Annotated in this window: 10 protein-coding genes; 4 read left to right on the forward strand and 6 right to left on the reverse strand. The window is 70.3% G+C overall.

Going from position 1 to position 8,488, the window contains the following annotated elements; genetic code table 11:
* Positions 1 to 802: DUF222 domain-containing protein (locus tag G6028_RS15850; RefSeq protein WP_194307077.1), on the reverse strand; the 802-nt coding region annotated here is incomplete at its 3' end.
* A 215-nt stretch (positions 803 to 1,017) separates the two neighbouring features.
* Here G6028_RS15850 and G6028_RS15855 point away from each other — a divergent pair.
* Complete coding sequence (locus G6028_RS15855; RefSeq protein ID WP_179523627.1) at positions 1,018 to 1,368, forward strand: ArsR/SmtB family transcription factor; 351 nt, start codon at positions 1,018 to 1,020, stop codon at positions 1,366 to 1,368.
* 23 nt (positions 1,369 to 1,391) lie between these two features.
* Here G6028_RS15855 and G6028_RS15860 read toward each other — a convergent pair whose 3' ends face one another.
* Both G6028_RS15860 and G6028_RS15865 read right to left on the reverse strand, forming a co-directional pair.
* Positions 1,392 to 2,135: an arsenate-mycothiol transferase ArsC gene (locus G6028_RS15860; RefSeq protein ID WP_182659449.1), complete on the reverse strand. Its 744-nt coding sequence runs from the start codon at positions 2,133 to 2,135 to the stop codon at positions 1,392 to 1,394.
* A gap of 71 nt (positions 2,136 to 2,206) precedes the next feature.
* Positions 2,207 to 3,721 carry a SulP family inorganic anion transporter gene (locus tag G6028_RS15865; protein ID WP_182609778.1) on the reverse strand — a complete coding sequence of 505 codons (1,515 nt, stop codon included), beginning with the start codon at positions 3,719 to 3,721 and terminating at the stop codon, positions 2,207 to 2,209.
* A 100-nt stretch (positions 3,722 to 3,821) separates the two neighbouring features.
* On the opposite strand from G6028_RS15865, the gene G6028_RS15870 reads away from it, so the two are divergent.
* Positions 3,822 to 4,175 carry a MerR family transcriptional regulator gene (locus tag G6028_RS15870; protein WP_179523629.1) on the forward strand — a complete coding sequence of 118 codons (354 nt, stop codon included), beginning with the start codon at positions 3,822 to 3,824 and terminating at the stop codon, positions 4,173 to 4,175.
* Here G6028_RS15870 and G6028_RS15875 read toward each other — a convergent pair whose 3' ends face one another.
* Entirely contained in the window at positions 4,176 to 5,270 is a 1,095-nt protein-coding gene (locus G6028_RS15875; protein ID WP_182659450.1) for an ArsO family NAD(P)H-dependent flavin-containing monooxygenase, read from the reverse strand.
* A gap of 24 nt (positions 5,271 to 5,294) precedes the next feature.
* Here G6028_RS15875 and G6028_RS15880 point away from each other — a divergent pair, with 24 nt between their 5' ends.
* Entirely contained in the window at positions 5,295 to 6,386 is a 1,092-nt protein-coding gene (locus tag G6028_RS15880) for a permease (RefSeq protein ID WP_182659451.1), read from the forward strand.
* A gap of 20 nt (positions 6,387 to 6,406) precedes the next feature.
* Entirely contained in the window at positions 6,407 to 6,643 is a 237-nt protein-coding gene (locus G6028_RS15885) for a thioredoxin family protein (protein ID WP_107757545.1), read from the forward strand.
* Here the strand turns inward: G6028_RS15885 and G6028_RS15890 are convergent.
* Positions 6,640 to 7,050 (reverse strand): arsenate reductase ArsC, encoded by a 411-nt coding sequence (locus G6028_RS15890; RefSeq protein ID WP_182659452.1) that lies wholly within the window; start codon positions 7,048 to 7,050, stop codon positions 6,640 to 6,642. The genes G6028_RS15885 and G6028_RS15890 overlap by 4 nt on opposite strands.
* A 68-nt stretch (positions 7,051 to 7,118) precedes the next feature.
* Positions 7,119 to 8,276 carry an acyl-CoA dehydrogenase family protein gene (locus G6028_RS15895; protein ID WP_182659453.1) on the reverse strand — a complete coding sequence of 386 codons (1,158 nt, stop codon included), beginning with the start codon at positions 8,274 to 8,276 and terminating at the stop codon, positions 7,119 to 7,121.
* Positions 8,277 to 8,488 lie beyond the last annotated feature (212 nt).

Raw genomic sequence — 8,488 nt, forward strand, 5'->3', positions numbered from 1 at the left:
GCAGTGGCGCTGGCGGCTCGTCCGGCGCGAGATCGGTGGCACGGGCGCGGCCCCGGTCTCCGCACACCAGGGACAGCAGGGCGTCCGCGCGGCGTTCGGGCACCGGATAGTTCGACATGTCCGCCCCCTCGGCGTCGGCGCGGGCCTGCGCTGATTCCGCGGGGGTGTCCGGGGCGGGGTTGGCGAACTCTGCGGCGCGCTGGTCGATGGCCTCTGCCAGCACAGCGGCCTCGTCGGAGGCCAGGGTGGCCCACAGGTTGGTCATGCCGTCGGCGCCCTTGCGGATGTGGACTCCGCGTCCGCGGGCGGCGGCGTCTCTTCGTTCGCGGATCCCGTTGGCGTCGTAGCGGGCGATGATCGCGTCGACGGAGTCGCGCACCGACCGGGCGCCCGGACGCTCGCCGGCCTCGATGGCGGCGAGGTAGTCCTCCACGACCTCCTGCTGAACCCGGGACAGGACGGCCGGATCGACCGTGGCCATCTGACGGGCCAACAACTCGGCTGCGCGCTGTTCCATCCGACCGGCCGAGAGCGCCTCCATGACGGCCGGGTAGCGCTCGGTCAGGTCCGCGGCGAGGCTGATCATGGCGGCGGCGCGGCCAGAGGAGATGGGCATCGACGCCACGACGTAGCCGGTGCACACGTCGAACGGGTCGACCACCGCGTGCCCGGGCGGGGAACCGTCCCCCGCCCCGGCCTCGTCCTGGCGCACGCACTCGCGGAACAACTCGTAACACGCGGCCAGGCGGGCCCCGGCGGCGCGATTCTCCGCCACCCAGGTGTCGCGGGCGGAATCGGACAACCTCCCGAGCGGGGACGGGTGACCAGAACGACCGACCCCACTTGTCGCGCCACCAGCCGTCTCGTCCACGCCCTCACCTCCACCCGTACGCCCACTCGTACGTCGCCGTCACATTGTATCGAACTAGTGTTCTAGTATACGCACACACTTTCGAATGGGCAAGAGGGGACATCCACAGGCCTCCCCCGCCCCGGTCGTCCGGGTAACCTGGGACCATGACCTCGCCCGAATCCGCCGAATACTGCTGCATCGCCGGCGCGAACGGGCCGCTCACCCAGGCCGAGGCCGAAGCCGCGGCGGCCCGGTTCAAGGCCCTGGCCGACCCCATGCGCCTCCGCCTGCTCTCGCACATCGCGGCGGCGGAGTGCGATGACGTCTGCGTGTGCACCCTCACCGAACCGCTGGGGATCTCCCAGCCCACCGTGAGTCATCACATGAAGAAGCTGGTCGAGGCGGGACTCGTCACCCGCGAACAACGAGGCCGGATGGCGCACTACAGCATCGTCCCGGAGGCGTTCTCCCAGATCCGCGACATCGTCGACGTCCGAGGCCTCCGCCTCGCCTGAGGACTGTTCAGCCTGAGGACCGTTCAGGGCGACGCCGCCTCCCTGGTCGCACCACCCGAACTCGGAGCACCGGGGGCGGTCGCGGGCGTCATGCCGACGATCTCCGGCAGGGCCTGGCGGACCCGGTCGTCGATGTCGTCACGGATGGAGCGGACGCGGTCGAGATCCTGGCCGGCGGGGTCCGAGACGTCCCAGTCCAGGTACCGCTTGCCCGGATAGACGGCGCAGGCGTCCCCGCACCCCATGGAGATCACCACGTCGGCGGCCGCCACCACGTCGTCGGTGAGCGGCTTGGGGTATTCCGAGGTCAGGTCGAGCCCGACCTCGGCCATGGCCGCCCGGCAGTTCTCGTCGATCCCGGACGCCGGGAGCGAGCCTGCGGACCGGACGTGGACCCGCCCCTCCGACCGGTCCGCCATGAGAGCCGCGGCCATCTGGGAGCGCCCCGAGTTCTGGACGCAGATGAAGAGCACCTCGGGGACGTCCTTGTCGACGCGCCCCTCCGCCTGCGCGAGAGCCTTGAGCCGGTCGGTCGCGAAGCGGCGGGACAGCGACGGCAGATGGGCGGTGACCCGCGCGGTCCGACGCAACGCGGCATAGGACTCGAACACCACGCGCTCGACGGTCTGCGGACTGAACACGCCCTCGTAGTGCCGGGCCAGCTCGCGGGCGTCACGCTGGAGTTGCGTCTGAGGCAAGAGCAGTTCGGGGAGAGGAGCGTCGTGCACGGATCGGGACATGTCGGCCTCCAAGCCTCGTATCGACATCCATCAATATAGATGACCATCGATTCTTCCGGAAGCCCGGCCGGAGGGATTCGCTCGGGACCGACCCGCGCTCAGTGCCCGGCGCCGAGCCTGCCCGAGAGCTTGTCGAGCCGCTCCCTGCTGGCACCGTCGAGTCCGATCACCGTGAGGGTCTTGCCCTTGGCCGCGTACTTCTGCTGCACGGCGTCGAGCGTGGCTACGGTCGAGGCGTCCCAGATGTCGGCGTCGGTGAGATCGAGTACCACGTGCTCGGGGTCGCCGGAGTAGTCGAACCGGTACACGAGGTCGTTGCTCGAGGCCCAGAACAGCTCGCCCGTGACCCGGTAGGTGCGGGTGTCGACCGCCCCGTCGTGGTCCGTGTCGAGCTCGGCGACCTTCTCGATGGTCGTCATGTGCGCGACCCGGCGCGCGAACATGATCATCGCCGTGACCACCCCCAGGATCACGCCGATCGCGAGGTTGTGGGTCCACACCGTCGCCGCCACGGTGACGACCATGACGAGGGTCTCCGACAGCGGCATCAGCCGCAGTGTCCGGGGATGGATCGAGTGCCAGTCCATGGTCCCCACCGAGACCATGATCATCACCGCGACCAGTGCGGCCATCGGGATCAGTCCGACGACGTCACCCAGGACGACGACGAGGACCAGCAGGAACACGCCGGCGAGCAGGGTGGACAGCCGCGTCCGTGCGCCCGAGGCCTTGACGTTGATCATCGTCTGCCCGATCATCGCGCAACCGCCCATCCCGCCGAAGAAACCGGTGACGAGGTTGGCGACGCCCTGACCCCAGCCCTCACGCGTCTTGTCGGAGTGCGTCTCCGTGATGTCGTCGACCAACTTGGCCGTCATCAGCGACTCCATGAGCCCCACGAGCGCCATGGCGAGCGCGTAGGGGGCGATGATCTGCAGCGTCTCCAGGGTGAGCGGCACGTCCGGCAGCAGGAGGGTCGGCAGCGACCCGGGCAACTCGCCCTGGTCGTGCACGTTCGGGACGGTCCACCCCACCCAGACCACCACGATCGTCAGTGCCACGATCGCGATCAGGGGCGCGGGGATCACCGTGGTGAGCCTGGGAAAGAACACGAGGACGAGCAGCCCCACCGCCACCAGCGGGTACACCAGCCACGGCACGCCCACCAGGTGCGGGATCTGGGCGGAGAAGATGAGGATCGCGAGCGCGTTGACGAATCCGACCATCACCGAGCGTGGGATGAACCGCATCAGCCTCGCGACCCCGAACACGCTCAGCAACACCTGCAGCACCCCGGCCAGGAGGACCGTGGCGATGAGGTGGTCCAGTCCGTGCTCGAGCACGACCGGCGCCACGACGAGCGCGATCGCTCCCGTGGCCGCCGAGATCATCGCCGGGCGTCCTCCGGTGAAGGCGATCGTGACCGCCATGGTGAAGGACGCGAACAGACCGACCCGGGGGTCGACGCCCGCGAGGATGGAGAACGAGATCGCCTCCGGGATGAGCGCGAGGGCCACCACGAGGCCGGCGAGGACCTCGGTCCGCAGCCGGGCGGGGGAGGAGAACGCGGCGCGGAACGAGGGCAGCACGCCGGTCGGGAACTCGGTGCTCACGGATCACCTACAGTCGGGGTCAGGACTCTCACACGGCGTGAGAGTAGAAAGCTACCGTAACGGGAGAGTTGTGGGCGGGCCAAGTCGCGGCGAGCAGACCATGAAGATCGGCGAGGTCGCCGAGCGCACCGCGCTGTCGATCCGGAGCCTGCGGCACTACGACGAACTCGGTCTGGTCAGCCCCTCCGCGCACTCCCCGGGCGGGTTCCGCCTCTACACGCCGGGGGACGTCGAGCGGCTCCTGCTCATCCGCCGGATGAAGCCCCTGGGGTTCAGCCTGGAACGCATGCGCGACTTCTGCCGGGCCCTGGACCGCCGAGCCGACGACCCGGCGGGATCGGCCGCGCTGATCGCCGAGATCGAGGCGGAGGCCACCGAACGGCTCGAGCGACTGCGGACCCACCTGGGCTACGCGGAGGAGTTCGTCGAGATCGTCGCGCGCCTCAGGGCCTGATCACCGGCCGAGAGCTGCGGCCACGGCCGCCTTCGCCCACTGACCGACCCCGATGAGGGTCGCCGAGGCCGCGCCGCACCAGTCGCCGTAGCCGAGCAGGAACAGCCCGGGCACGTCCGGCACCACGGGCCCGTCGGCGACCACCCTGCCGCCGACCCGCGACAGCCCAAGGCCGCGGAGGTGCCCGAGAGCCGGGCGGAATCCGGTGCACCAGATCACCGCGTCGACCGCCTCACGTCGGCCGTCGTCCCACTCCACCCCGCCGGGGTGGAACCGGTCGAACATCGGGGTGGCCACGAGCAGGCCCGCGTCGCGGGCGGCGCGCACCGGGGGGACGACGACGATGTCGCCCAACTCCGCGACACCGCGGCCGCTCCCGGATCGGACCGAGGCGGTGGCGACCCGGAACAACTCACGTCCGTCGACGTGGTCGGGCAGATAGCGCGGGGGCCCGGCGGTGCACCAGATCAGTTCGCCGTCGCTCTGCTGCAGATGTCCGGCGAGGTCGGCGGCGATCTGCGCGCCCGAGTTCGCACCGCCCACCACCACGACGCGCCGGCCGCCGAACGGCTCCGGACCCCGGTAGCCGGCGCTGTGGATCTGGTGGCCCCGGAAACCCCCGACGCCCGGACAGGTCGGCACGAACGGCCTCGACCACGTCCCGGTGGCACTGATCACCGCGCGGGCACGCCACCGGCGGCCGTCGGCGGCACGGACGACGAACCCGTCCGGATCGTCCCGCTCCACGGCCACGATCCGGACCCCGCGCCGGACGGGCAGCCCGTAGTACTCCTCGTACCCGCGCAGATACTCCACCACGTGGGCCGCGTCGGGGTTCCCGTCGTCCGTCCGGTGCATCCTGCGACCCGGGAGGGACGAGTGGTCGGCGGGCGAGAACAATCGCAGCGAGGGCCAGGTGTGCGGCCACGCACCCCCCGGCCCGTCGGACGCGTCGAGGATCTCGAAGTCCGCGCCGGCGCGGGTGAGATGGAAACCGGCGGCCAGGCCGGCCTGGCCGCCTCCGATCACCACGACGTCCCTCACCCTGCCCGACCCCCTCTCGCCACCCCCTGAACAGTTCCTATCGACACTCATCGATACCAATCCTACAGTGGAGGTATGACCTCGTTGCCCGCCTCCGCGACCGGCCCGTCCGGCCCGGGGAACGACGCCCCGGACACCGACACCGGTGCCCGTGAGCATCGTCGGCTCGTGGCGGCGCTCGCGCTGGCCGCGGTGTCCTGGGCGGCCCTGTGGGTGGCCAACGAGTGGTTCTGGGACGCGGCCGTCGGCTGGCTCGGACTCGACCTCGCCGACCGCGCGATCGGTGCCGTGCACTTCTTCCTCTACGACACCATCAAGATCGTCCTCCTGCTCCTCGGGCTGATGTTCCTGGTGGGCATGCTGCGGGCAAGCCTCGACCTCGACCGCGCGCGGGACTGGCTCGAGGGCCGGGGGCTGTTCGTCGGCCTCACGCTGGCCATCGTGCTCGGCGTGGTGACCCCTTTCTGCTCCTGCAGCTCGATCCCACTGTTCATCGGCTTCGTGGCCGCGGGGATCCCGCTCTCGGTCACCCTCACCTTCCTCATCGCCTCCCCGCTCATCAGCGAGATCGCGGCCATCATGATCGGCGAGATGTTCGGGTGGCACATCGCCGCCGCCTACGTCGGCGCCGGCGCCGCCATCGCCTTCGTCGCGGGATGGGCCCTGTCCCGGTTCCGGCTCGACAGGTGGGTCGACGACGTCGTCTTCACCACCCGCGTCGCCGTACTCCGCGCGGACGGCCACGTGCCCTCGCTGCGCGAACGGGTGGACGCCGCTCTCGGCGAATCCCGCGACATCCTCCGTAGCGTGTGGATCTGGGTGGTGGTGGGCGTCGGCGTCGGCGCGGTGATCCACGGATGGGTCCCCGAGGACTTCTTCCTCCGCTGGGCGGGCCCGGACAACCCGCTGGCGGTGTTCGTGGCCACCCTCGCGGGGATCCCGCTCTACGTCAACGGAGCCGGGGTCGTGCCGATCGCCGAGGCACTGTGGGCCAAGGGCATGAGCCTGGGCACCGTCATGGCGTTCATCATGAGCTCGATCGCGCTGTCCATCCCCCAGGCGATCATGCTCAGGCGGGTCATGAGGCCACCACTGCTCGCACTGTTCTTCGCCGTCGTGGCGGCCGGCATCCTCGCCATCGGCCTAGTGTTCAACGTGATCGCCTGACCCCGGATGCAGGAGGAACCATGATCGTCAAGGTGCTCGGGCCCGGCTGCCGCAACTGCCACACCCTCGTCACCCGCACGAGGGAGGCGCTGGCAGCGCTGGGCGAGGACGCGGAGATCGTCGAGGTCACCGACGTCGGCGAGATCGCCGGCTACGGACTCATGAAGACACCCGGGCTGGTGGTCGACGACGACCTCGTCCTGGGAGGGAAGGTGCCCACCGTCCGTCAGCTCACCGAGATCCTGCGCGGACGCTAGACCGGGTGCACGCCGAGCTCGGCGAGGAGTCCGGTCACCCGGCGCCTGATCTCGTCTCGGATGGGCCTGACCGCGTCGACACCCTGACCGGCGGGGTCGTCGAGGGTCCAGTCCAGGTACCGCTTGCCCGGGAAGACCGGGCAGACGTCACCGCAGCCCATGGTGATGCACACGTCGCTCGACCGCACCGCCTCGGTGGTGAGGACCTTCGGCGTGGCCGCCGAGATGTCGATGCCGTCCTCCGCCATCGCCTCGGCGACGGCCGGGTTGATCGAGTCCGCCGGCGCCGACCCGGCCGAGCGGACCTCCACCGCGCCTCCGGACAGGTGCTCGGTGTAGGCCGCGGCCATCTGTGAGCGGCCCGCGTTGTGGACGCAGACGAAGAGGACGGACGGACGATCGGTCACGGTGACTCCCCCGGCAGAATGTATCGACGACTGTCGATAGTAGCCGCTCGACGCCCACGCGCGGCGGGTCACAGCGCCCGGCCGATGACCTCCTTCATGATCTCGTTGGTGCCGCCGTAGATCCGCATGACGCGGGCGGCGGCGAACTTCTGCGCGATGGGGTACTCCATCATGTAGCCGTAGCCCCCGAACAGCTGGAGGCAGCGGTCCACCACGTCGTCGAGCATGTCGGTGGCCTGGAGCTTGGCCATCGAGGCGGTCACGGCGTCCAGCTCGCCGCCGATCTCGCGGGAGATGCAGTGGTCGATGAAGGTGCGGGTGGCCATGACGGAGGTCTTGCACGCCGCCAGCTCGAACCGCGTGTTCTGGAAGTCGAGGATCGGCTTGCCGAAGGCCTGCCGCTCACGGGTGTAGGCGAGGGTCTCCACCACGGCGGCCTCGGCCATCGCCAGGGCGTCCACCGCGATCGCCAGGCGCTCGCGCGGGAGCTGGTTCATGAGCTGGTAGAAGCCCTGCCCCTCCTCGCCGCCGAGGAGGTTGGCGGCGGGCACACGCATGTCGTTGAAGAACAGCTCCGCGGTGTCGGCGCCGTGACGGCCCATCTTCTCCAGCACGCGGCCCCGCTCGAAACCGGGGGTGTCGGCCTCCACGGCGAACAGCGCCATGCCCTTGTGGCCGGCGTCGAGGTCGGTCTTGGCCGCCACCACCACGAAGTCGGCGGAGCCACCGTTGGAGATGAAGGTCTTGGAGCCGTTGATGACGTACTGGTCACCGTCACGCCGCGCGGTGGTGCGGACGCCCTGCAGGTCCGAACCGGCACCGGGCTCGCTCATGGCGATCGCGGAGATCCACTGACCGGAGCACAACCTGGGCAGCCACTCCCGCTTCTGCTCGTCGGTGGCGTAGTTGGCCACGTAGTGGGGGGTGATGGTCGATCCGACCCCCATGCCGAACGCCGTGTCCCCCGAGTAGACGAGTTCCTCGGTGACGAGGTACTCCATGCCCGGGTCCCCGCCCTGGCCGCCGAACTCCTCGGCCACGTCGAGGCAGATCAGCCCGGCCTCGCCGGTGCGCAGCCAGGTCTCGCGGTCCACGTGCTTCTGCCGGGCCCACTTCTCCTGGTTGGGCGTCATCTCCTTGGCGAAGAAGGCGCGGGCGTGCTCGCGCAGGAGCCGGTGGTCGTCGGTCTCCCAGGAGGGGCGGTAGTCGGGGAAGAGCAGGGTCACCATGGCCTCCGGTGGTCGATCGACGCGGCGTGCGCGGTTCAGCCTACCCAGCCCGACCGGGGCCTCCCGGCGGTCCCGCCCGCGGGTCAGTACCGTCCGCGCAGCCGCAGGCGCCAGGGGCGACCGTCCGGATCGTGCAGCCAGCGGTAGGCCGGGAACGCCAGCGCCATCGTCAGCGGGTTGAGCCGCGGCGGCGCGAGCGGACGCAGCCG

Origin of the sequence: Dietzia cercidiphylli (genome assembly GCF_014145145.1) — a bacterium.
GTDB lineage: Bacteria > Actinomycetota > Actinomycetes > Mycobacteriales > Mycobacteriaceae > Dietzia > Dietzia natronolimnaea.

Bases quoted from the DNA above. Each gene is read 5' to 3' on its own strand.
- G6028_RS15885 (WP_107757545.1), top strand. From the start codon at position 6,407: ATGATCGTCAAGGTGCTCGGGCCCGGCTGCCGCAACTGCCACACCCTC.
- G6028_RS15880 (WP_182659451.1), top strand. From the start codon at position 5,295: ATGACCTCGTTGCCCGCCTCCGCGACCGGCCCGTCCGGCCCGGGGAAC.
- G6028_RS15870 (WP_179523629.1), top strand. From the start codon at position 3,822: ATGAAGATCGGCGAGGTCGCCGAGCGCACCGCGCTGTCGATCCGGAGC.
- G6028_RS15875 (WP_182659450.1), bottom strand. From the start codon at position 5,270: ATGAGTGTCGATAGGAACTGTTCAGGGGGTGGCGAGAGGGGGTCGGGC.
- G6028_RS15860 (WP_182659449.1), bottom strand. From the start codon at position 2,135: ATGTCGATACGAGGCTTGGAGGCCGACATGTCCCGATCCGTGCACGAC.
- G6028_RS15855 (WP_179523627.1), top strand. From the start codon at position 1,018: ATGACCTCGCCCGAATCCGCCGAATACTGCTGCATCGCCGGCGCGAAC.